This window comes from Streptomyces sp. NPDC005262, assembly GCF_042872425.1.
In the GTDB taxonomy this organism is placed as follows: domain Bacteria; phylum Actinomycetota; class Actinomycetes; order Streptomycetales; family Streptomycetaceae; genus Streptomyces.
The window spans coordinates 195379-216277 of the sequence record NZ_JBIAKK010000012.1 but is presented as its reverse complement, the minus strand read 5'-3'; the positions used below and the strand labels follow the sequence as shown (position 1 = coordinate 216277).

At 69.8% G+C, this 20899-nt stretch carries 20 protein-coding genes; 7 read left to right on the top strand and 13 right to left on the bottom strand.

Translation table 11 applies throughout. The features are described from left to right. Window positions 1-131 precede the first annotated feature (131 nt). The 5 genes from ACFYP5_RS27145 to cseC all read left to right on the top strand — a co-directional run bounded on the left by ACFYP5_RS27145 (window position 132) and on the right by cseC (window position 4734). The gene (locus ACFYP5_RS27145) at window positions 132-1034 is read left to right on the top strand and encodes an A/G-specific adenine glycosylase (protein WP_389040860.1); all 903 of its coding nucleotides are present in this window, start codon (window positions 132-134) and stop codon (window positions 1032-1034) included. 189 nt (window positions 1035-1223) lie between these two features. Further along, window positions 1224-1874 carry a SigE family RNA polymerase sigma factor gene (locus ACFYP5_RS27140; protein WP_389040858.1) on the top strand — a complete coding sequence of 217 codons (651 nt, stop codon included), beginning with the start codon at window positions 1224-1226 and terminating at the stop codon, window positions 1872-1874. Then, window positions 1862-2551, top strand: coding sequence for a hypothetical protein (locus tag ACFYP5_RS27135; protein WP_389040856.1), 690 nt, complete (start codon window positions 1862-1864; stop codon window positions 2549-2551). Before ACFYP5_RS27140 ends, ACFYP5_RS27135 begins: the two co-directional genes overlap by 13 nt. Window positions 2552-2629: 78 nt before the next feature. Then, window positions 2630-3334 (top strand): two-component system response regulator CseB, encoded by a 705-nt coding sequence (cseB, locus tag ACFYP5_RS27130; RefSeq protein ID WP_389040854.1) that lies wholly within the window; start codon window positions 2630-2632, stop codon window positions 3332-3334. Next, window positions 3331-4734: a two-component system sensor histidine kinase CseC gene (gene cseC / locus ACFYP5_RS27125; RefSeq protein WP_389040852.1), complete on the top strand. Its 1404-nt coding sequence runs from the start codon at window positions 3331-3333 to the stop codon at window positions 4732-4734. The genes cseB and cseC overlap by 4 nt, the downstream gene beginning before the upstream one ends. A 116-nt stretch (window positions 4735-4850) precedes the next feature. Here cseC and ACFYP5_RS27120 read toward each other — a convergent pair whose 3' ends face one another. Beyond that, window positions 4851-6476 carry an MDR family MFS transporter gene (locus ACFYP5_RS27120; protein WP_389040849.1) on the bottom strand — a complete coding sequence of 542 codons (1626 nt, stop codon included), beginning with the start codon at window positions 6474-6476 and terminating at the stop codon, window positions 4851-4853. A gap of 124 nt (window positions 6477-6600) precedes the next feature. Between ACFYP5_RS27120 and ACFYP5_RS27115 the strand changes: the two genes are divergently transcribed. Beyond that, on the top strand, window positions 6601-7185 hold the full coding sequence (locus tag ACFYP5_RS27115) for a TetR/AcrR family transcriptional regulator (protein WP_389040847.1): 585 nt from the start codon (window positions 6601-6603) through the stop codon (window positions 7183-7185). 35 nt (window positions 7186-7220) lie between these two features. Here the strand turns inward: ACFYP5_RS27115 and ACFYP5_RS27110 are convergent, their stop codons facing one another. Together ACFYP5_RS27110 and ACFYP5_RS27105 are read right to left on the bottom strand one after the other, a co-directional pair. Beyond that, window positions 7221-7931: a M23 family metallopeptidase gene (locus tag ACFYP5_RS27110; RefSeq protein WP_389040845.1), complete on the bottom strand. Its 711-nt coding sequence runs from the start codon at window positions 7929-7931 to the stop codon at window positions 7221-7223. A 1114-nt stretch (window positions 7932-9045) separates the two neighbouring features. Continuing rightward, a complete protein-coding gene (locus tag ACFYP5_RS27105; RefSeq protein ID WP_030925328.1) occupies window positions 9046-11574 on the bottom strand; it encodes an ATP-dependent Clp protease ATP-binding subunit in 2529 nt (842 codons plus the stop codon). A 429-nt stretch (window positions 11575-12003) separates the two neighbouring features. Here ACFYP5_RS27105 and ACFYP5_RS27100 point away from each other — a divergent pair, with 429 nt between their 5' ends. Continuing rightward, entirely contained in the window at window positions 12004-12618 is a 615-nt protein-coding gene (locus tag ACFYP5_RS27100) for an SCO3374 family protein (RefSeq protein ID WP_389040843.1), read from the top strand. Here ACFYP5_RS27100 and ACFYP5_RS27095 read toward each other — a convergent pair. The 10 genes from ACFYP5_RS27095 to ACFYP5_RS27050 form a co-directional block, all read right to left on the bottom strand. Further along, window positions 12597-12932, bottom strand: coding sequence for an Lsr2 family protein (locus ACFYP5_RS27095; protein WP_267004524.1), 336 nt, complete (start codon window positions 12930-12932; stop codon window positions 12597-12599). The genes ACFYP5_RS27100 and ACFYP5_RS27095 overlap by 22 nt on opposite strands. A 144-nt stretch (window positions 12933-13076) precedes the next feature. Then, window positions 13077-13634, bottom strand: a complete 558-nt coding sequence (locus ACFYP5_RS27090; RefSeq protein ID WP_078852725.1) for an amino-acid N-acetyltransferase — start codon at window positions 13632-13634, stop codon at window positions 13077-13079. A gap of 9 nt (window positions 13635-13643) precedes the next feature. After that, window positions 13644-14060, bottom strand: a complete 417-nt coding sequence (locus ACFYP5_RS27085; RefSeq protein WP_389040841.1) for a BlaI/MecI/CopY family transcriptional regulator — start codon at window positions 14058-14060, stop codon at window positions 13644-13646. A 133-nt stretch (window positions 14061-14193) separates the two neighbouring features. Continuing rightward, window positions 14194-14373, bottom strand: coding sequence for a hypothetical protein (locus tag ACFYP5_RS27080; RefSeq protein ID WP_389040839.1), 180 nt, complete (start codon window positions 14371-14373; stop codon window positions 14194-14196). 62 nt (window positions 14374-14435) lie between these two features. After that, window positions 14436-15023 (bottom strand): hypothetical protein, encoded by a 588-nt coding sequence (locus tag ACFYP5_RS27075; RefSeq protein WP_389040905.1) that lies wholly within the window; start codon window positions 15021-15023, stop codon window positions 14436-14438. A gap of 138 nt (window positions 15024-15161) precedes the next feature. Then, window positions 15162-15959 carry a type III pantothenate kinase gene (locus tag ACFYP5_RS27070; protein WP_030925312.1) on the bottom strand — a complete coding sequence of 266 codons (798 nt, stop codon included), beginning with the start codon at window positions 15957-15959 and terminating at the stop codon, window positions 15162-15164. Further along, window positions 15959-17002 carry a carboxylating nicotinate-nucleotide diphosphorylase gene (gene nadC, locus ACFYP5_RS27065; RefSeq protein ID WP_389040837.1) on the bottom strand — a complete coding sequence of 348 codons (1044 nt, stop codon included), beginning with the start codon at window positions 17000-17002 and terminating at the stop codon, window positions 15959-15961. Before nadC ends, ACFYP5_RS27070 begins: the two co-directional genes overlap by 1 nt. A gap of 2 nt (window positions 17003-17004) precedes the next feature. Beyond that, window positions 17005-18792, bottom strand: coding sequence for an L-aspartate oxidase (locus tag ACFYP5_RS27060; protein ID WP_389040835.1), 1788 nt, complete (start codon window positions 18790-18792; stop codon window positions 17005-17007). Continuing rightward, complete coding sequence (gene panC / locus ACFYP5_RS27055; protein WP_389040833.1) at window positions 18789-19799, bottom strand: pantoate--beta-alanine ligase; 1011 nt, start codon at window positions 19797-19799, stop codon at window positions 18789-18791. The genes ACFYP5_RS27060 and panC overlap by 4 nt, the downstream gene beginning before the upstream one ends. Further along, window positions 19796-20755 carry a Rossmann-like and DUF2520 domain-containing protein gene (locus tag ACFYP5_RS27050; protein WP_389040831.1) on the bottom strand — a complete coding sequence of 320 codons (960 nt, stop codon included), beginning with the start codon at window positions 20753-20755 and terminating at the stop codon, window positions 19796-19798. Before ACFYP5_RS27050 ends, panC begins: the two co-directional genes overlap by 4 nt. Window positions 20756-20899 lie beyond the last annotated feature (144 nt).

The window sequence follows — 20899 nt, the reverse complement described above, 5'->3', positions numbered from 1 at the left end:
GGATGGAGGCGCCGGCTGGGGCTCACCGTGGGGACAGACGGGTGGCATTATCACTCCATGGGCCCCCATGACGGGCGACACCCCTGTCGCCAAGACCGTTGCCTGCCCTTCCATGCCAGGATCGGCTTGCGATGACTGCCATGACTGCGACACAGACGCCCCCCGCATCCCTCCACGCGCCCGTCATCGGGTGGTTCGACCAGCACGCCCGCGATCTGCCCTGGCGCCGCCCCGAAGCGGGTGCCTGGGGTGTGATGGTGAGCGAGTTCATGCTGCAGCAGACCCCCGTCAGCCGGGTCCTCCCGGTGTACGAGCAGTGGCTGGCCCGCTGGCCACGCCCTGCCGATCTGGCCGCCGAGCCGCCCGGTGAAGCGGTCCGCGCCTGGGGCCGGCTCGGCTACCCCCGGCGAGCACTGCGCCTGCACGGAGCCGCGCAGGCAATAACTGAACGACACGGTGGCGACGTGCCGAGCGAGCACAGTCAGCTGCTCGCGCTGCCCGGCATCGGTGAGTACACGGCGGCGGCGGTGGCCTCGTTCGCGTACGGACAGCGGCATGCCGTACTCGATACGAACGTCCGCCGGGTGTTCGCCCGGGCCGCGACCGGCATCCAGTACCCGCCGAACGCGACCACCGCCGCCGAGCGGAAGCTCGCCCGCGCGCTCCTGCCCGACGAGGACGAACGGGCGGCCCGCTGGGCGGCCGCGACGATGGAGCTCGGAGCGCTGGTCTGCACCGCCAAGAACGAGGACTGCACGCGATGCCCGATCGCCACGCAGTGCGCCTGGCGGCTGGCCGGGAAGCCGGAGCATCAGGGGCCCCCGCGCCGCGGCCAGACCTATGCCGGTACGGACCGGCAGGTGCGCGGCCGGCTGCTCGCCGTGCTGCGCGAGTCGGTGGCCCCGGTTCCGCAGTCGGCGCTCGACGCCGTATGGGAGGAGCCGGCGCAACGGGCCCGGGCTCTGGACGGCCTGGTCGCCGACGGCCTGGTCGAACCACTTCCGGGCGGCCACTACCAACTGCCGGTGGGCTAAGGACTGTCCCGTAGCAGCAGGCGGGGGCTTGCGCCCGCTGTTACACAACCGATGGACAGCCGTGCGTCGGCGTATGGCTGCTCCGCACAGCGCCGTGACAACCGCTCCGTAACGTCTCCGACCGTCAGCTCACGCGACCAGCGGCTGGCAGAGGTCAGACGGGGATCTACGGGGACGGAGGCGGTTGGAATGGCGCATGGCGAGGTGCTCGAATTCGAAGAGTACGTACGCACCCGGCAGGAGGCCCTGCTGCGCAGTGCGCGCCGCCTGGTCCCCGACCCGGTGGACGCGCAGGACCTTCTGCAGACCGCCCTGGCCCGTACGTACGGCCGCTGGGACGGCATCGCCGACAAGTCCCTCGCCGACGCCTACCTGCGCCGCGTCATGATCAACACGCGTACCGAGTGGTGGCGGGCCCGCAAGCTGGAGGAGGTTCCCACCGAGCAGCTGCCCGACGCGAGCGTCGAGGACGGCACCGAGCAACGTGCCGACCGTGCTCTGCTGATGGACGTCCTGAGCGTGCTGGCTCCCAAGCAGCGCAGCGTCGTGGTGCTGCGACACTGGGAGCAGATGAGCACGGAGGAGACGGCCGCGGCGCTCGGGATGTCGGCCGGTACGGTGAAGAGCACGCTGCACCGGGCGCTGGCGCGACTGCGTCAGGAGCTGGAGAGCCGCGAGGCGATGAACAGGGAAGCCACGATCCGTGAGGCCCAGGGCCGCACGGCGGGCAACCGGGCTCCGGCCGCCGCCGCTCCGGGACGTGCACGGGTACCGGCGCAGGTTCGCGGACAGGCGGACCGGCGGCATGAGGAGCGGGGGCGGGAGCGGTGCGCGGCCTGACAGGCAGAAGCAGAGCGACCGGCGGAGGCGGCGGTCGCACCGGCTGGGCGGCGGGCAGCACGGCAATGGCCGGGCTCGCCGCCTTCGGGCTGTTCACCGTCAGCTGCTCCACCGGTGGCACGGGCACCCGCGACGAGGGACCGGCCGGCACACAGCCGGTCGCGCAGGTCACACCGTCGGTCACCACCCCGCCCACCGGGAAGTCCGTGCGGCGGGTCGATGCCGTCCAGCTGATCAAGCGGGACCCCAAGGTGAGCGAGCGGGTCAGGACGGACCTGAAGCCCTGCACGGGGGACGAGTACCCGGTCGACGCCTCGTACGGCACGCTGACCGGCGGCTCGTCGTCGGACGTCGTGGTGAATGTGATGACCTGCGGCGACTCGGTAGGGGTCGGCACCTACGTGTACCGCGCGCGGAGCGACGGCACGTACCAGAACGTCTTCACCACTGAGCAGCCCGCGGTCTACGGCACCATCGACCGGGGTGACCTGGTGGTGACGACGCAGGTGTACGAGAAGAAGGACGCCGTCGCGTACCCGTCCGGCGACGAAGTGGTCACGTACCGCTGGGCCGGCAACCGGTTCAACGAGCACGACCGGGTGCACAACGACTTCAACAGAGCTGTCGGCAACGGAGAAGCAGAGTTCCCGGAGCCCGCCGAGCCGACGACGGACTGAGACCCCCGAAGGACCGATACCGGCGCGAACGAGCCGGCGAAAGCCGCCAACCCGAGAAGCGAGAGCTGAGAGCAGTCGATGGCCGAGACCCACGTCCTGTTCGTCGAGGACGACGATGTCATCCGCGAGGCCACCCAGCTGGCGCTGGAACGGGACGGATTCGTGGTCACCGCGATGCCCGACGGCCTCTCCGGCCTGGAGGCATTTCGGGCCGACCGGCCGGACATCGCCCTGCTCGACGTGATGGTGCCGGGCCTGGACGGCGTCAGTCTCTGCCGGCGCATCCGGGACGAGTCGACGGTTCCGGTGATCATGCTGTCGGCCCGTGCCGACTCGATCGACGTGGTGCTGGGCCTGGAGGCCGGCGCCGACGACTACGTCACCAAGCCTTTCGACGGCGCCGTGCTGGTAGCCAGGATCCGCGCCGTGCTGCGTCGCTTCGGTCATGCGTCGGGCGGACAGCCGGGCGGTACGGAGACGGAGACGCAACCCGTCGGCGGGGTGCTGGTCTTCGGTGATCTGGAGGTGGACACCGAGGGCATGGAGGTACGCAAGGGCGGTGAGCAGGTGGCGCTCACCCCGACCGAGATGCGGCTGCTGCTGGAATTCTCGTCCGCGCCCGGCACGGTGCTCTCCCGCGACAAGCTGCTCGAACGGGTCTGGGACTACGGCTGGGGCGGCGACACCCGGGTCGTGGACGTCCACGTGCAGAGGCTGCGCACCAAGATCGGACAGGACAGGATCGAGACGGTCCGCGGCTTCGGCTACAAGCTCAAGGCATGACGCGGCCGGCTCTGCGGACAGGTGTCCGCTGGAAGATCAGCATCGCGATCGCGGCGGTCGGCGCGTTGATCGCCGTCGCGCTGAGCCTCGTCGTGCACAACGCCGCCCGTGTCTCGATGCTGGAGAACGCCCGTGAGGTCCAGCTGGAGCGGCTGACGTACGCGCAGCTGCTGTACGAGGCGACGAAGACGAAGAAGGCCGACCCCAAGTTCGGCGCCAAGCTCAACGACCCGACGATGCCGCAGAGCCTGCGCGCGGAAACCCGTAAGAACCGGCGCGCCACGCATGTCGACGAGTACGCGAACGGGGTGCCCGATGTGTGGGCGGCCGTGCCGTTGGCCAACGGTGACGTGCTGTCGCTGCACACCCGCTTCGCCAACCGCAGCGCCACGATCATGGGCGATCTCGACCGCGCACTGATCATCGGCTCCGTCTCGGTGGTCTTCGGCGGCTGCGCGCTCGGCGTACTGATCGGCGGCCAGCTGTCGCGTCGGCTGCGCAAGGCGGCAGCCGCGGCCGGGAAGGTCGCGCGGGGCAATACGGAGGTACGGGTCAGGGATGCCATCGGCGGCGTCATCCGGGACGAGACCGACGACCTGGCCCGTGCGGTGGACGCCCTCACGGACGCGCTGAACGAACGGATCGAGGCGGAGCGCCGGGTCACCGCGGACATCGCGCACGAACTGCGCACACCCGTGACCGGGCTGCTGACGGCGGCCGAGCTGCTGCCGCCGGGCCGCCCCACCGAGCTCGTACGGGACCGGGCACAGGCGATGCGCACGCTCGTCGAGGACGTGCTGGAGGTGGCCAGGCTGGACAGTGCGTCGGAGCGGGCCGAGCTGCAGGAGATCGCGCTCGGCGAGTTCGTCAGCCGACGGGTCGCTCTGCTGGATCCGGATGTGCGGGTACAGGTGGTGCACGAGTCGTGGGTCAACACCGATCCGCGCAGGCTGGAGCGCATTCTCGGCAATCTGCTGGGCAACGCCGCCAAGCACGGTTCCACTCCGGTGGAGGTCACGGTCGAGGGACGGGTGGTACGCGTCCGCGATCACGGGCCCGGTTTCCCGGAGGCGCTGCTGCGTGAGGGCCCGAGCAGGTTCCGTACCGGAAGCAGCGACCGCGCCGGGCACGGGCACGGCCTGGGGCTGACCATCGCCGCCGGTCAGGCCCGGGTCCTCGGCGCCCGGCTGACCTTCCGGAACGCGGCGCCGCAGGGCGCGGCGCAGGGGGCCGGCGGAGCGATCGCCGTGCTGTGGCTGCCGGAGCACGCCCCGACGAACACGGGCAGCTTCCCCATCCTTCAGCTCGCCGAACAGCGCAGGGCGGCCAAGGCCGAGCCCGGCGACGCGGACGGTCCGGGGGCGAAGGCCGCGTCGGACGGCACACAGTCCGGTGGCTGAGGTGGGCCGAGCCGAGCCGAGCTGAGCCAGAGACCGGCAAGGCCCCTGGGGTGCGCGCGGATCGCGCGCCCCAGGGGCCTTGCCGTTGTTGCCAGGTCGGCCGGACCGGACCGTGATCAGACGGTCTCGCTCTGCCTGGGGCCGGTACCGGCGTCCGCGACGGCCTCTTCCTTGGCCTCCGGGCCGGCTCCGCGCAGCGGCACCTCCTTGACGAACAGCGCCGCCAGCAGCGCGATCACGCCGACCGAAGCGCCGACCAGGAAGGCGATGTGGGTCCCGGACGAGACTGCGAACTGGTACGCCTCACGCACCGGGTCCGGCAGCTTCGCCAGGCTCGCCGCGTCCAGCTGCGCGGACCTTGCGGTGGCCGCTCCGCCGCCGCGGGAAGCCATCTCGTCCTGCACTCGTCCGGTGAACAGCGCCCCCATGATCGCGACACCGAAGGAGCTGCCGAGCGTACGGAAGAGGGTGGTCGCGGAGGAGGCGACGCCCATGTCCTTCAGCTCGACGCTGTTCTGCGCGACGAGCATGGTGATCTGCATCAGGAAGCCCATACCTGCGCCGAGCACCGCCATGTAGATGCCGGAGGTGAAGCGGGTGGTGTCGGTGTCCATCTGCGAGAGCAGAAACAGACCGGCCACCATCAGGACGGAGCCGACGATGGGGAAGATCTTGTACTTTCCGGTGCTGGTGGTGACCCGCCCGGCGATCAGCGAGACGATCATCATCGACAGGAGCATCGGCAGGAGCAGGAGTCCGGAGTTGGTCGCGGACGCACCCTGGACGGACTGCTGGAACAGCGGCAGGAAGAGCACCGCGCCGAACATCACGAAGCCGGACATGAAGCCGATGAGGGACATCAGCGTGAAGTTGCCGTTGCGGAAGATGTGCAGCGGAATGATCGGTTCTGCAGCCTTCGTCTCGACGAAGAGGAAGCCGACGAGGGAGACGACACCGATCGCGGCGAGCTCCATGATCATGGCGGAGTCCCAGGCGTACTCCGAACCGCCCCAGGTGGTGACCAGCACGATCGCGGTGATGCCGAGAGTCAGCAGCCCGGCACCGAGGTAGTCGACCTTCGCCTTGGTGCGCTCCTTGTTCGGCAGGTGCAGCACAGCGGTGACCATGGCAAGGGCGACCGCACCCAGCGGCAGGTTGATGTAGAAGCTCCAGCGCCAGCCGAGGTGGTCGGTGATGGTGCCGCCGACCAGCGGTCCGCCGATCATGGCGATCGCCATCACACCGGCCATCAGGCCCTGGTACTTGCCGCGCTCACGGGGCGGCACCAAGTCGCCGATGATCGCCATGACGCCGACCATCAGGCCGCCCGCACCGAGCCCCTGGATCGCCCGGAAGCCGATCAGCTGGCCCATGTCCTGGGCCATTCCGCTCAGTACCGAGCCGATCAGGAAGATCACGATGGACGTGAGGAAGATGCCCTTGCGTCCGTACATGTCGCCGAGCTTGCCCCAGATGGGGGTGGAGGCCGCGGTGGCCAGGGTGTACGCGGTGACGACCCAGGACAGATGCTCCAGACCACCGAGGTCGCCGACGATGGTCGGCATGGCGGTGCCGACGATCAGGTTGTCGAGCATGGCGAGCAGCATCGTGATCATCAGCGCGAGCATCACCACCCGGACGCTGCGCTGCCGCGGCTCGGGCGCGGTGGCCGGCATGTCGGCAGCCTTGTCGGCTGATCTGCCGCCCGCCTTCCCGCCTGCCGCCTTCTTCAGGTCCGACATGATCCCCAACTCCCTGATCCCCTGTTCACCGGCCACTTACTTGCCGCCCGGCTAGTTGACTACACTGGGGACAGTAGAACCCGTAACTAGCCGGGCGTCAAGTAAGTTTTTTGGGGAGAGCACCATGGGCAGCACACCGCAGCCACGCCGGGGCAACACGCGCCAGCGCATCCAGGACGTCGCCCTGGAGCTCTTCGCCGAGCAGGGATACGAGAAGACCTCATTGCGCGAGATCTCCGAGAAGCTGGACGTCACCAAGGCGGCGCTGTACTACCACTTCAAGACCAAGGAAGACATCCTGGTCAGCATCTTCGACGACCTCAACCGGCCCGTCGAGAAGCTGATCGCCTGGGGCAAGGAGCAGCCGCGGACCCTGGAGACGAAGAAGGAGCTCCTGGTCCGTTACAGCGACGCACTGATCGACGCAGCCCCCTTGTTCCGCTTCATGCAGGAGAACCAGGCGGCCGTGCGCGATCTCAGCGTCGGGGAGACTTCGAAGAAGCGGCTCATGGAGCTGCTCGACCTGCTAAAGGACCCCGACGCGGCCCTCGCCGACCAGGTCCGTTGCGTCAGCGCGCTTGTCTCGATGCACGCCGGAATGTTCTTCCTCAAGGACGTCGACGGCGACTTCGAGGACAAGCGCGAGGCCGTCCTCGAAGTCGCCGTCGGTCTGGTCACCCAAGCCCACAGCCCGGGCCCCGCGAAGTAGCGGGGCCCGGGCTGCGGTGAGTACGTCCGGTCGGGTCAGACCGTGACGCCGTGCTTGAACAGGAAGGCGACCGGGTTGACCGCGGAACCGTAGTTGGCGGTGTTCCGGATCTCGAAGTGCAGGTGCGGGCCGCTGGAGTTGCCGGTGTTACCGGAAAGGGCGATCTTCTGCCCCTTCTCCACCGACTGGCCGATGTGCACGTCGATCTTCGACAGGTGGGCGTACTGCGAGTACATGCCGTTGCCGTGCTTGATCACGATGGCGTTGCCGTACGCGGGGCCGTCACCGCCACCGTTCGGACCGGCCTTCACGACGACGCCGCTGTGCGCGGCCTCGACCGTGGTGCCGATCGGTACGGCGAAGTCCTGGCCGGAGTGCTTGTGGGCCCAGCGCGAGCCGTCGTTGCCGAAGCTGGCACTCAGCGTGTAGTGGCTGACCGGCGCCTCCCAGGAGGTCGCCAGAGCGGCCTTCTTCGCGGCCTTCTTCGCCTCGGCAGCCTTCTTGGCCACCGCCTGCTTGGCGATCTGGGCCGCCTTGCCCTGCACGGTCGCCTGCTTGGCGACCGACTCGGCCGCGACGGTATTGACCAGGCCCGCCGCGTCGGGGGCGCTCGCCGACGCACCGGCCGCGAACGCAGCGCCCGCACCGAGAACCATCGTCGTCCCCAGACCGGCTGCCACCACGGCGCCACGGACACGGGACACGGACGGACGGCGGGAGTGCTGGAACGTAGCGCGCTTCGACATATGCGGAGATCCTCCGGAGGTGAGTCGTCCCGGCTTGTCCGCCGGGCTGGCTATCCCTTGGTAACCCGGACCCCCAGCAATGCCCAAACACCCCATCTACGAACAAAAGCCGTAGCCGACATGTCGGGAATCCACTCCCGGGGGCCTGGTATCACCCGCTCCACACCCCCGCCGGATCTCTTCGGCCGGTCAGGTTTAACCCCAGTTCTAAACCGCTCTAAACGGACATTGCCTAGCGTTCCAGGCATCCCGCACTGTCGCCCCGAAGGTCCCGGTCACGCCCGGGGCAGAGGCCCCTCCCGCACTCGCCGCCATGTCCCCTAAGCCTCCTAGTAGGCCCCGAAAGGGCTGTGCGCCTTGTCACCCGCGGTGGGACCAAGGGCTGTCCGATTCGGGACCTTCGGCCGGCGACCCGTCGGCGCCGAACGGCGGGAGTCGTCCCCGTCGGCCGCGCCGCCCGATCCGGCGGAGCCCGGAACCTGTCTGGACCTCCAGTACCGCTCGGAGACCGCGTTGTGCCGGTCCACGGGGACGCCCTGTCCGATGCTCCGGGGGCCTCCGACCGCAGGCAGGGCAGCTTCGGCGGCGAGGCCTTGCCGCGCGGGCTCGGCCGGCCGAGGCCGGTGACAGCGGGCGTCCGGCGCAGAACGGCGAAGAGGGGGCGCCGGCAGCGCGCGAGTGCGTACGCAGAACGGCGAAGGGGGCCGCCGGCAGCGCGCGGGTGCGTACACAGAACGGTGTCGGGCCCGCTCAGGCGCCGAGACCGTCCCATGGGGCGTCCTGTGAGGCCCGGAACCAGCCGGCTTGTCCCGGCCCGTACATGAGGACGCTGTCCAGCCCGTGCGGGCGCGTGCACAAGCTTCACTCGGCGCAGGCCGGGGAGGGAGCTGATCGGCCTCAGGGCAGGAAATGGTGGGCGTCGGTGGATCTCACTCCGCTCCAGGCCTTGCCCGGCTTCGATGTCGAGGGCGAGGACGCCGATGTCCACATCCTCGGCATCGACGGCCTCCGCATCACCCGCTGACCCCGGACCGCACAGCAAAAGGGGCTGCCCCGGAACCGTACGGAACGGTCCGGGGCAGCCCCTTCACTTGCTCAGACGCTCGACGCGCCCTTACGCGTCCTTCGTCAGGTTCGGGCCGGCGCCGCCTGCCGCCTGCTCGATCGGCGGGACGTCGGGCAGTGCCGACTTCTCCTCGCCGCGGAAGGTGAACTTCTTTTCCTCACCCTCGCCCTCGGTACCCACGACCACGATGTGACCGGGACGCAGCTCACCGAAGAGGATCTTCTCGGAGAGGATGTCCTCGATCTCGCGCTGGATCGTCCGGCGCAGCGGCCGGGCGCCCATCACGGGGTCGTAGCCCTTCTTGGCCAGGAGCGACTTGGCCTCCGCGCTGAGCTCGATGCCCATGTCGCGGTCCTTCAGCCGCTCGTCCACCTTGGCGATCATGAGGTCGACGATCTGGATGATGTCTTCCTCGGTCAGCTGGTGGAACACGACCGTGTCGTCCACACGGTTGAGGAACTCGGGCCGGAAGTGCTGCTTGAGCTCTTCGTTGACCTTGTTCTTCATCCGCTCGTAGCCGGTCTTGACGTCGCCCTGGGCCGCGAAGCCCAGGTTGAAGCCCTTGGAGATGTCCCGGGTCCCGAGGTTGGTCGTCATGATGATGACCGTGTTCTTGAAGTCCACGACCCGGCCCTGGGAGTCGGTCAGGCGACCGTCTTCCAGAATCTGGAGCAGGGAATTGAAGATATCGGGGTGGGCCTTCTCGACCTCGTCGAAGAGGACGACGGAGAACGGCTTGCGGCGCACCTTCTCGGTGAGCTGGCCGCCCTCTTCGTAACCCACGTAACCGGGGGGAGAACCGAAGAGGCGGGAAACTGTGTGCTTCTCGCTGAACTCCGACATGTCGAGGGAGATCAGTGCATCTTCGTCACCGAAGAGGAATTCGGCGAGCGTCTTGGAGAGCTCGGTCTTACCGACACCGGACGGGCCGGCGAAGATGAACGAGCCACCGGGGCGCTTCGGGTCCTTCAGACCGGCTCGCGTACGACGGATCGCCTGCGAGAGGGCCTTGATGGCGTCCTTCTGGCCGATGACGCGCTTGTGGAGCTCGTCCTCCATGCGCAGCAGCCGGGAGGACTCCTCCTCCGTCAGCTTGAAGACCGGGATGCCGGTGGCCGTGGCCAGGACTTCGGCGATCAGCTCGCCGTCGACCTCGGCGACGACGTCCATGTCGCCGGCCTTCCACTCCTTCTCCCGCTTGGTCTTCGCCGCCAGCAGCTGCTTCTCCTTGTCGCGGAGAGACGCCGCCTTCTCGAAGTCCTGGGAGTCGATGGCCGACTCCTTGTCGCGGCGGACGCCCGCGATCTTCTCGTCGAACTCGCGGAGGTCCGGCGGCGCGGTCATCCGGCGGATACGCATCCGGGAACCGGCCTCGTCGATCAGGTCGATCGCCTTGTCCGGCAGGAAGCGGTCCGAGATGTAGCGGTCGGCCAGCGTCGCGGCCTGGACCAGCGCCTCGTCCGTGATGGACACGCGGTGGTGGGCCTCGTAGCGGTCGCGCAGACCCTTGAGGATCTCGATGGTGTGCGGCAGCGACGGCTCCGCCACCTGGATGGGCTGGAAGCGGCGCTCGAGGGCCGCGTCCTTCTCCAGGTGCTTGCGGTACTCGTCTAGCGTCGTCGCACCGATCGTCTGGAGCTCGCCTCGCGCCAGCATCGGCTTGAGGATGCTTGCCGCGTCGATCGCGCCCTCGGCGGCGCCCGCACCCACCAGGGTGTGGAGCTCGTCGATGAACAGGATGATGTCGCCGCGGGTGCGGATCTCCTTGAGGACCTTCTTCAGGCGCTCCTCGAAGTCACCGCGGTAGCGGGAGCCGGCGACCAGCGCGCCGAGGTCGAGGGTGTAGAGGTGCTTGTCCTTGAGGGTCTCGGGCACCTCGCCCTTGACGATGGCCTGCGCCAGGCCCTCGACGACCGCCGTCTTGCCGACGCCGGGCTCGCCGATGAGAACCGGGTTGTTCTTGGTACGGCGGGACAGCACCTGCATGACCCGCTCGATCTCCTTCTCGCGCCCGATGACCGGGTCGAGCTTGGATTCGCGAGCGGCCTGGGTGAGGTTCCGGCCGAACTGGTCGAGCACCAGGGACGTGGAGGGCGTGCCCTCCGCGGGGCCGCCTGCAGTGGCCGCCTCCTTGCCTCCCGAGTACCCGGAGAGCAGCTGGATGACCTGCTGCCGCACGCGGTTCAGGTCGGCGCCCAGCTTCACGAGGACCTGGGCGGCGACGCCCTCGCCCTCGCGGATCAGGCCGAGCAGGATGTGCTCGGTACCGATGTAGTTGTGGCCGAGCTGAAGAGCCTCGCGGAGCGACAGCTCCAGGACCTTCTTGGCTCGCGGAGTGAAGGGGATGTGCCCGGACGGGGCCTGCTGGCCCTGACCGATGATCTCCTCCACCTGCTGGCGGACCGCCTCGAGCGAAATCCCGAGGCTCTCCAGGGCCTTAGCGGCGACACCCTCACCCTCGTGGATAAGGCCCAGGAGGATGTGCTCGGTGCCGATGTAGTTGTGGTTGAGCATCCGGGCTTCTTCCTGAGCCAGGACGACAACCCGCCGCGCGCGGTCGGTGAACCTCTCGAACATCGTTAATCGCTCCTCAGAGCGGTCAGGCAGTAAGGGGTCGGTCCCCTCCCTGTCCTTCCGCAGCTTAGTCCCGCAAGCGGGGACCGCTCATTCCAACTGCCGACACCCGTCCTTGGCCTCCTGCCCCGAACGCCGACAACTGCTCCAACCCGATGGTGCGAGACGATGTTCCCGCAGGCCAGGCAGATACCCCTATCGCCAGTACGCCGACGGCGAACGTGAGACGTCTCGGCCTGCGTGTCGCCCCTCCCCACTAGGGATGTCTTACCCGTAATTACAGACAGTCCATGCGGCGCGCGCCGGTTCCCTCAGCTACGGGCGAACATCCTTGCGCTCCGAAATGCGCGCGTGCGCCCTCCTTTCGGACACGCTATGCATGCAATCGGGGACTCTGCGTAACTCATGAGGTCTCTCGACAGTTCTTCCGGCATGGCCCTCACCGTCCCGCCTCCGCGCTCGCCGCTCGCCGACGACCGCGACGGCCATGGAGACCACGCGCAGTGGTACGAGCGCGAGCTCGGCTGGGCGACGACGGGCACCGCTCCGGTCCGGTTGTTGACCGGGCTGCGGTTCGACGTCCTGGAACTGCCCGCGGTGGCGGGTCACGCCGCACTGCGGCGGGTGGGACGCACTGGGCCGGTGGCACTGACCGGGCAGACCATGGGGCTACTGGTGGCCCCGGGGAGCGCCGACGAGCTGCCGGGGCTGCTCGACTGGCTGGAATGGGGCGGGGTGGCCCTCACAATGACCGCCGTCGGTACGGGCGGGCGGATCATCGCGCCGGCACCGCCCGGCTGGGCGGCCGGCTCGCCGGGGGCCGCCGTATGGCTGCGGCCCCCCGAGCTGCGGCACGAGGGGGAGTCGGAGCTCCCGGCTCTCGCCGGCCTCGGGAGCAGGGGTGGGGATGCTCCCGATCTCGTGCGGCTCGTGGACGCGGTGGCGACGGAATGCCACCGGGCCCGGTTGACGCGTGCCGGAACAGTCTGGCCGGCAACGAGTTGCACGGCCGATCAGTCGACAGCTCAGCCGTTGGCCTTCTCGTAAGCCTCGCGGATCTCCGCCGGAACACGACCGCGGTCATTCACATTGTGACCGTTCTCGCGCGCCCACTTACGGATCTCGGCGGTGTCCTTGTTGCCACCGGGAACGGCGCGACCCTTGCCGCGGCCGGCCGCGGCACGGCCACCGGTGCGTCGGCCACCCTTGGTGTACGGCTCAAGAAGACCCCGGAGCTTGTCCGCGTTGGTCGTGGTGAGGTCAATCTCGTACGTCTTGCCATCCAGAGCGAACGTCACTGTCTCGTCCGCCTCGCCACCGTCGAGGTCATCGACAAGAAGGACCTGAACCTTCTGTGCCACCGGATTTCCTTTCATCGAAAATGCAGTACGCGGAAAGGAAACCGCTTTTCTCCGGAAAACACAAACCCCTGGCAGAGGTTCAGGAGTGCAAGAACACGGGAAACATGCGCGATTCGGACATAGGGTTCCGGGTTCTTCCAGCGGTCACAGGTGCAGAAGCATCCGACTGTTGCCCAAGGTGTTCGGCTTCACTCGTTCGAGACCGAGGAACTCCGCTACGCCCTCATCATAGGAACGCAGCAGCTCGCTGTAGACATCTGTGTCGACCGGCGTCTCTCCGATCTCCACGAAGCCGTGCTTGGCGAAGAAGTCGACTTCGAAGGTGAGACAGAAAACCCGGCGCACACCCAGCCAGCGAGCGGTCTGCAACAGCTTGTCCAGTACTTGATGCCCCACTCCGACACCCTTGATGCTGTGATCGACCGCGAGAGTACGGACTTCGGCGAGGTCTTCCCACATCACATGGAGTGCACCGCAGCCGATGACCCGGGCATCCGCGTCGCGTTCCGCGATCCAGAACTCCTGGATGTCCTCGTAAAGCGTCACCGTCGCTTTGTCGAGCAGGATGCCTTCGCGTACGTACCCGTCGAGGAGACGGCGGACCGAGGGCACATCGCTCGTCCTGGCACGACGGACAGTGATGGCTGCGTTTATAACCGACGGTTCGGTACGGAAATCTGTATGCGGAAGCTCTGAGGACATGCCCCGACGCTATCGCTCGGCCTCCGGGCCCGCGTCATCAGCCGGGTGATCACCGGCCTCCGGGGCATCCGGGGATACGATCCGCATCGCATCGCGGAGAGCTTCGCGCTGCTCGGCGGACATCATGCCGAAGAAGGCGACAAGAGCGGCCGCCGGGTTGTCACTGTGCGACCAGGCTTCGTTCATCAGTGCGGCCGAGTAGGCGGCGCGGGTGGAGACCGCCGTATATCGATATGCGCGGCCCTCAACTTCCCTGCGCACCCAGCCCTTCTGATGGAGATTGTCCATTACCGTCATCACGGTCGTGTACGCGATGGACCGTTCCTGCTGAAGGTCCTCAAGGACTTCCCGCACGGTGACCGGACGGTTCCATTGCCAGACCCGTGTCATGACGGCGTCTTCCAGCTCTCCCAATTGGCGGGGCACAGCGTCACCATAGTGCTAGATGTCTGGAATGGCAGGTTATTTACACAGCAAAAGGGCGTACGGCTCATGATGAGCCGTACGCCCTTCGCCCGGTGCAGCGCGATGCGATCGAGTGCAGTACGCGAGGTACCGGTCAGGCCCCGTCGGTCCGCGGGGTCTTCCGCACCGCTTCGGCGCGGCTGATCGCCGAGTCCACGGCCGCGTCCTCCTTGGCCTTGTTGGGGCCGCCCTGGCTCTTGACGATCGTCACGACGAGACCGATGAAGAAGGCGGCCATCACCACGGGGGGCACGAGCGCGGATACGTAGTCCATGGCGTCCAGAGTAGCGAGCCCGGTACGGACTTCCCGTGTACCCCCTCCGCCGTCCGGCGTGGCTATCCCGCGGCGCGCTGCTGCGCGGGCGGGGCCGGCGGGGCCGGGCGGCGGGGCGGGAAGACCTCCGAGGGCTTCGGTGCGGGGCGCTCGGGCGGCGGCACCGGACGGGCCGGGGCCGGCGGGGTCTTCGGCCGTTCGGGTTCGGCGGCCGCCGCCCGGCCGCCGGGCAGCGCCAGCAGCCGGCTGCGCGGGGCGGGGGTCGTCGCGGGCACGGCCCGGCCGGCGAGCCTGGCCCGTACCGACCGCTCGGCGAGCACCTGGCAGCGCTCCAGGAGCGCTGCGGCGACCGGTCTGCAGCGCTGGAGGCGCAGTGCGGCCAGATCCTCCGGGCGGGGGTCGTAACCGGCGGCCAGGGCGTCCTGGAGCAGTTCCAGATAGCCGGCGGCGGAGCCGGGAAGGGCTTCTCGGTAGCGGACGAGGTCGGCGAGGAGGAACGCGCGCAGCCGTCCTGCCTCGCCGGCCACCTCGTCGACGGAGCCCGCAAGACGCAGGCAGTCCTGGACATCGTCGTCGGGCAGGGGCGCGGGGTGGAGGGCGTTGGCGAGGGCGCGTCGGAGCACTCGCAGCTCGTCCGCGCTGAACGCCATACCGCCGCGTGATCCGTAAGGCGTGGGCATGACGCGACAATACGTGCTAAATGGACAAAATCGGCTTAGCTGGCCGACGGCGGCGCGGCGGCGGCCGTCCCGCCGCCGCGTCGTTCTCGCAGGTGCCCGGCGCTGCGCCTACATCCGGGCCACGTTGCGCTCGTACACCAGGCGCAGGCCGATGAGCGTGAGCCAGGGCTCGTGCTCGTCGATCACGGAGGACTCGCCCAACACCATCGGAGCAAGGCCGCCGGTCGCAATGACGGTGACGTCGTCCGGGTCGGCCGCCAGCTCCTTCTTCATGCGTTCGACGACACCGTCGACCTGACCCGCGAAGCCGTACACGATGCCCGCCTGCATGGCCTCGACCGTGTTCTTGCCGATCACGCTGCGCGGGCGGGCCAGCTCGATCTTGCGGAGCTGGGCGCCCTTGACGCCGAGCGCCTCGACCGAGATCTCGATGCCGGGGGCGATGACGCCGCCCGCGTACTCGCCGCGGGCGGAGACCGCATCGAACGTGGTGGCGGTGCCGAAGTCGACGACGATGGCCGGGCCACCATAGAGCTCGACGGCGGCGACCGAGTTGATGATGCGGTCGGCGCCGACCTCCTTCGGGTTGTCCACCAGGATCGGCACGCCCGTCTTGATGCCGGGCTCCACGAGCACCGCGGGGACATCTCCGTAGTAACGGCGGGTGACCTCGCGCAGCTCGTGCAGCACCGCCGGGACGGTGGCGCAGATCGCTATGCCCTCGATGCCGTCGCCCAGCTCCTCGCCGAGCAGCGGGTGCATGCCCATCAGGCCGTTGAGCAGCACCGCGAGCTCGTCCGCGGTACGCCGGGCGTCGGTGGAGATCCGCCAGTGCTCGACGATCTCCTCACCGTCGAACAGGCCCAGGACGGTATGGGTGTTGCCGACGTCGATGGTGAGCAGCATCAGGCGCCGGCCCCGTCGGTGTCGCGGAAGTCCAGGCCGATGTCGAGGATCGGTGAGGAGTGGGTGAGCGCACCGACGGCGAGGTAGTCGACGCCCGCGTCGGCGTAGGCACGGGCGCTGTCGAGAGTGAGACGGCCCGACGACTCCAGGGCCGCGCGGCCGCCGACGACCGCTACGGCCTCCTCGGTCTCGGCCGGGGTGAAGTTGTCCAGCAGGATCAGGTCGGCGCCCGCCTCCAGGACCTCGTGGACCTGGTCCAGGGTGTCGACCTCGACCTCGATCGGTACGTCCGGGAACTCGTCCCGCACCCGCTTGAACGCCTCGGCGACACCGCCCGCCGCGACGACGTGGTTGTCCTTGACCAGCGCTGCGTCGGAGAGCGACATCCGGTGGTTGACGCCGCCGCCGCAGCGCACCGCGTACTTCTCCAGGGCGCGCAGTCCCGGAGTGGTCTTCCGGGTGTCGCGGACCTTGGCCTTCGTGCCTTCGAGCACGTCGGCCCAGGCGCGGGTCGCGGTCGCGATGCCGGAGAGCCTGCAGAGCAGGTTGAGCGCGCTGCGCTCGCCGGTGAGCAGGTCGCGGGTTCGGGTGGTGACCGTCAGCAGCTTCTGGCCGGGGACGACGCGGTCGCCGTCCTCGACATGGCGCTCGACCTCGAACTCGGCCGTACAGACGATGGACAGGACGGCCTCGGCCACCCGCAGACCCGCGACGACACCGGCCTCACGGGCGGTGAAGTCACCGGTGGCCATGGCCTCTTCGGAGACCGTCGCGACGGTCGTGACGTCCACGCCGTGGTCGAGGTCCTCCTCGATGGCGACGTGCGCGATGTCCTCGACCTGAACGGGGTCGAGGCCTGCGTCGGCGAGAAGCTGGGCGAGGTCCGGGTCGAGGCCGCACTCCAGCGGGTCCAGCTCGTAGTCGTCGTCCCCGCCGCAGCCGCAGGCGTCCCCGCAGCCGCCCGCGGACGGTGCGGGCGCGCCGATCTGGATCAGCGGTACGTCCACAGGTGTGGGGCGCGGATTCTCTTCGGGCGTGCTCACGGTTACGGCTCCTCGGGGGTGGGGTGGTTCGTGGTCGCTGCTGCGCAGTCTGGTGCCCCCGCCGGGTGTACGGGCGGGAATGCCTCGGATTCAGTCCGGGTGAGGACAAGCCGGCGGCCCGGGGTGAGCCGCACGACGAGGTGGCGGCGCCAGGTCTCGTCGTCCCGCTCGGGCCGGTCCTCGCGCCAGTGGCAGCCGCGGGTCTCCTCGCGCTGCCGGGCCGCGGCGACCAGGACACGCGAGACGAGGAGCAGGTTGGTGGCCTCCCACGCCTCGACACCGGGCTCCGCGCGCTTCGGCCCGGCCGCCCAGGCGTCGGCGGCCGCACTGTTGTGCAGGGCCTCGAGTTCGTCGGCGGCGGTGACGAGACTGGCGGCGGAACGCAGGACGCCGGCGCCCCGGGTCATGATCCGCTGGATCGTGGTCCGCGCCTCGGGGGCGAGCAGCGGCGAGGGGGCGGGGCGGTCGGTGTCCGGTCCGGTCTCCAGGTCCACCACCGGCGTCGCCGCCTTCGTCACGGGGGCCGTGGCCTGCGTCGTGCGCGACCGGTCCTCGACGATGTCCGCCGCGATGCGTTCGGCGAAGACCAGGCCCTCGAGGAGAGAGTTGGACGCCAGCCGGTTCGCGCCGTGCACGCCCGTGCAGGCGACCTCGCCGCACGCGTACAGCCCCGGGACCGTCGTCCGGCCGCGCAGATCGGTACGGACGCCGCCGGAGGCATAGTGCGCGGCGGGGGCGACCGGGATCGGTTCGGTGATCGGGTCGATGCCATGGGCCCGGCAGGCCGCCAGGATCGTGGGGAAGCGCTGCTCCCACATCTCGGCGCCGAAATGGCGGGCGTCGAGGTACATGTGCTCGGTGCCGTGCAGCTGCATCTGGCTGGTGATGGCCTTGGCGACGATGTCGCGCGGCGCCAGTTCCGCCAGCTCGTGCCGGCCGACCATGAACCGCGTTCCGGACGCGTCGACGAGATGGGCGCCCTCGCCCCGTACCGCTTCGGACACGAGGGGCTGCTGGCCCTCGGAGTCGGCGCCGAGGAAGAGCACCGTCGGGTGGAACTGGACGAATTCGAGGTCGGAGACCTCCGCGCCGGCCCGCAGGGCGAGCGCGACGCCGTCGCCGGTGGAGACCGGTGGGTTGGTGGTGGCGGAGAAGACCTGGCCCATACCGCCGGTGGCGAGGATCACCGCAGGGGCGTGGACCGCGCCGACACCGTCGTGCTGGCCCTCACCCATGACGTGCAGGGTGACGCCGGCGGTGCGGCCTTCGGCATCCGTCAGCAGGTCCAGGACCAGGGCGTTCTCCACAATGTGGAGGGCTGCGGAGCGGACCGCCTCGACCAGGGCGCGGGAGATCTCGGCACCCGTCGCGTCCCCGCCCGCGTGCGCGATCCGGCGGCGGTGGTGGCCGCCCTCACGGGTGAGCGCGATGTCGCCGGTGTCGGTGGTGTCGAAGTGCGCGCCGGTCTCGATCAGGCGGCGTACGGCGTCGGGACCCTCGGTGACCAGGGTCCGTACCGCCGACTCGTCGCACAGGCCCGCGCCCGCGACCAGGGTGTCGGCCAGATGCTGTTCCGGGGTGTCGCCCTCGCCGAGGGCTGCCGCGATACCGCCCTGCGCCCAGCGGGTGGAGCCGTCATCGAGCCGGGCCTTGGTGACGACGACGGTGGCGAGGCCCGCGGCCGCGCAGCGCAGCGCGGTGGTGAGGCCGGCGACGCCGGAGCCGACCACCACGACATCCGCGTCGATGGCCCAGCCGGGGGCGGGGGCGGTCAGCCGTATTCCGGTCACGTGTCGGCTCCGAAGGTCAGCGGGATGTTGTCGATGAGGCGGGTGGCGCCCACCCGGGCGGCGACGGCGAGGATCGCGTCACCGGTGGTCCGGTCGTCGGGGATCTCGGTGAAGTCCGCCGGGTCCACGAGCGCCAGATAGTCCAGGGCGAGCGGGGGCTGTTCGGCGGCCGCGTCGTCGAGGATCGTGCGCGCGGCGGCGCGCACCGCCGCGGGCCCGTCGTCCGGTCTGGCCCGGGCCACCGCCTGGGTGTCGGCGGCCGCGCGGGCCTCGCCGAGCCGGGTGAGCGCGGCGGCCCGGCCCGTCGTCGCCGGGGTGGTCTGTGCGCGGGCGTGCAGCGCCTGCTGGGCGGCGAGCCTGTCGCGGGCCGCGAACAGGGCCCGGGACAGAGCCAGGGCGGTGTGGCGCTCCTGGGCGTCGAGGAAACGGTTGCGGCTGGAGAGCGCGAGGCCGTCCGGCTCGCGGACCGTCTCCACGCCGACGATCTCCACCGGGAAGTTCAGGTCGCGCACCATACGGCGGATCAGCGCCAGCTGCTGGGCGTCCTTCTGCCCGTAGAACGCGACATCGGGGCGGGTGAGGTGCAGGAACTTGGCGACGACGGTCAGCATCCCGTCGAAATGGCCGGGCCGGAACGCCCCTTCCAGCCGCTCGCCCATCGGGCCGGCGGCGATCCTGACCTGCGGCTCACCGCCGGGGTAGACCTCGTCGACGGACGGGGCGAAGACCACGTCGGCACCTGCCGCGACGGCGACGGCGAGATCGGCGTCGAGGGTACGGGGGTAGCGGTCGAGGTCCGCGGACTCCCCGAACTGGAGCGGGTTGACGAAGACGGTGACGACCACCTGGCCGTCCTGGCCCGCCGCGGCGCGGGCGGCCCGGATCAGGCTCGCGTGCCCCTCGTGCAGGGCGCCCATGGTCATGACGACGGCCCGCGGTCCCTTGCGCCCGCCGGACGCGTCGAGCTCCGCTGCCGTACGGACCAGGGCGGTGGACGTTTCGGTCATCGGGTCTCTCCCGGTCCGGTGCTGCCCGTGGTGCCCGCACCCGTGGCCCCGTCGGCCAGGACGCCGAGCAGGTCCTCCGCCAGCTCCGGCTTGAGCAGACCGTGCGCCAGCGCCCGGTCGGCGGTGGCGCGGGCCATTGCGAGGTATCCGGCCACGGTCTGCGGGGCGTGCTTGCGCAGCTCGCCGATGTGCGCGGCGACCGTGCCCGCGTCGCCGCGCGCGACCGGACCGGTCAGCGCGCCGTCACCGGACCGCAGGGCGTTGTCGAGAGCGGCGCCGAGGAGCGGGCCGAGCATCCGGTCGGGAGCCTCGACCCCTGCCGTGCGCAGCAGCTCCATCGACTGGGCGACCAGCGTGACCAGGTGGTTCGAGCCGAGGGCGAGCGCCGCGTGGTAGAGCGGACGGGACTCCTCCGCGATCCATTCGGGCTCGCCGCCCATCTCGATGACGAGCGCCTCCGCGGCGAGCCGCAGCTCCTCGGGCGCGGTGACACCGAAGGAGCAGCCGGCCAGCCGCTGGACGTCGACGCTCGTGCCGGTGAACGTCATCGCAGGGTGCAGGGCGAGCGGCAGCGCGCCGGCCCGCAGGGCAGGGTCCAGGACCCGTGTCCCGTACCGCCCCGACGTGTGGACGATCAGCTGCCCCGGGCGGACCGCACCGGTCTCGGCGAGTCCCTCGACGAGGCCGGGCAGGGCGTCGTCGGGCACGGTCAGCAGGACCAGCTCGGCCCGCGCGAGCACCTCGGCGGGCGGTACGAGGGGCACGTCGGGCAGGAGCGCGGCGGCCCGGCGCACCGACGCGTCGGAGACGCCCGACACGGCGACCGGGCGGTGACCGGCGAGTTGCAGGGACGCGGCAAGGGCAGGGCCGACCCTGCCCGCGCCCACGACGCCCACGGTGAGGCGGGCGGGGCGGTCCCTCGCGTCGAGGGGCTCCTTGGGTGCTGATGCGTTCACGCGGCGATGGCCTTCCGTTCCAGTCCGCGGGGGGTACCGGACGATTTCTCTGCATGCTACGCCAGCGTTTCGCGCGGACTCCTGGCCGTCCACAGCCTGTGGACGAATGCGTGGACGACCGCCGGGGCGGGGATCGCGTAACCG